The organism is Streptomyces durbertensis (genome assembly GCF_014156695.1).
In the GTDB taxonomy this organism is placed as follows: domain Bacteria; phylum Actinomycetota; class Actinomycetes; order Streptomycetales; family Streptomycetaceae; genus Streptomyces; species Streptomyces durbertensis.
In genome coordinates this window covers 1-1,750 of record NZ_WMLF01000697.1, presented here as the reverse complement: position 1 = coordinate 1,750, position 1,750 = coordinate 1, and the positions used below count along the sequence as shown (strand labels likewise).

At 76.2% G+C, this 1,750-nt stretch carries 2 protein-coding genes; both read right to left on the bottom strand.

What is annotated here, in order from left to right; all coding sequences use genetic code 11:
* Positions 1 to 619 precede the first annotated feature (619 nt).
* On the bottom strand, positions 620 to 1,240 hold the full coding sequence (locus GL263_RS26020) for a DoxX family protein (RefSeq protein WP_182858185.1): 621 nt from the start codon (positions 1,238 to 1,240) through the stop codon (positions 620 to 622).
* Positions 1,241 to 1,376: 136 nt separating this feature from the next.
* A partial coding sequence (locus GL263_RS26015; RefSeq protein ID WP_182858184.1) for a C40 family peptidase occupies positions 1,377 to 1,750 on the bottom strand: 374 nt, incomplete at its 5' end.

Sequence of the window (1,750 nt, the reverse complement as noted above, 5' to 3'; positions counted from 1 at the left end):
GCCCCACTCCCAGCCCCACGCCACGCCTCCGCGCCGGGACGCGCCGGGCGCAGGGAGTGGACCAGCGCGGCCCCGCCTCCCGCGGCGAGTCGGGGTGGACGCGGCGTTCCCGATCACGTCGCCGGAGCCGGTCCCGGGCCAGGAGGGGCACCCGGCGACGGGGGATGGGCCCTTCGGACCCGCGCGACCCGGCGGGCGTGCGCCCGCCGGGTCGGAGTTGCCGCGTGGTACGTCCCCCGCACCGAGTCCTTCCGTGCACCGGTACCCGGTCGGCCTGACCGGTCGCGAGTGGTTCCGCAGCGCGCCCGGAGCGCTCGGGTGCCGGGCGCGGTGTGTGCCCCGTGGACCGGCGTCGCCCTGTGGCGGCCCCCACGGGGCCGGCTCTTCGGGCTGCGGGATCTCGCTGCGTGGCGGCTCGGGGCGCGTGCGGGTCCCGCAGGCCGGGAAGCTCCGTGTGGACACCTCGGGCTGCCCGGCCGATCGGAGCGGCGTCGCAACGCCTGGCCTCCACGCTCGCCGCGTTGTCGCCGGCCGCCGACTCCACGCAGGCGCCAGACGCCGCCCCTTCCCCCATTCCGATCCGCCGGACAGACCCGCGAGGGTCTGTCCGCCGCGCGGGTCAGTCGGTGTCGGCCGTGCCTGCGGCGGCCTCGCGGCGCCGCGTGCGGCGGGTGGCCAGGAGGGCGTCGAGGGAGTAGAGGCGGGCGCCGGCGATGACCAGCGGGATCCACGCCATCAGGTAGGGCAGGTCCTGGCTGTAGTAGTAGGTGTCGATGTTCCAGCTGATGGTCAGCCAGAAGGAGAGCGAGATCAGCGCGCCGCCGAGGGCCGCGAGCCGGGTGAGGAGGCCGGCGAGCGTGCCGAGGCCGACGGCGAGTTCGCCGAAGGCGATGGAGTAGCCGAACGCGTCCGGGTTGGTCAGCGCGAGGTCGAGCAGCCAGGGCGCGGCGGCGCCCTGTACGGAGTTCAGCAGGCCTTCCATGAGTCCGGGGAAGGCCGGGTCGGTGAGTTTGTCGAGGCCGGCGTAGCAGAACGTCACGCCGAGGAAGAGGCGCAGCGGCAGTAGCGCGACGTCGGCGAGGCCGGGCGGCGCGGAGCCGGTGCTCCGGGCCGCCTGGGTGCCCCGGGTGGCGCGCGCGGCGTGCCGGCCGCCGCCGTCGTGCGGCTCCGGCTCGCGGGACGCGCGGGCGCGCGGGTTCCGGTCGGGTCCGGGGTTCGGGTTCCGGTTGGGGAGAGCCACGGTACTGCCCCTCTTCCGTTGTGACAGCCTGGTACCAGCCTGCGGAGAGTGTGCGCTCCCCGCATGCCAGGCAGTACGGGCCGGCGGGCCGCGCCGTTCAGCGCGCGCCCGGTGGCTTCGAGGGGCCCGTCCGGGGTCAGGCGACGCGGACGGCCGTGTTGAACGGCATCTCGGTGATCGGCGCGTAGCGGACCGGCGCGCCGGGGCGGGGCGCGTGGATCATCTGTCCGTTGCCGACGTACAGCCCGACGTGGGTGAGACCGGAGTAGAAGAACACCAGGTCGCCGGGGGCGAGTTGGTCGCGGGAGACCCGGCGGCCGGCGTTGACCTGGGTGTAGGTGGTGCGGGGGAGGGAGACCCCGGCGGACCGCCAGGCGGCCTGGGTGAGTCCGGAGCAGTCGAAGGAGTGGGGGCCGGTGGCGCCCCAGACGTACGGCTTGCCGAGCGCGCCGCGCGCGTAGGCGAGGGCCTGGGCGGCCCGGCCGCTGGCCGGCGGCGGTGTGCCGAGGT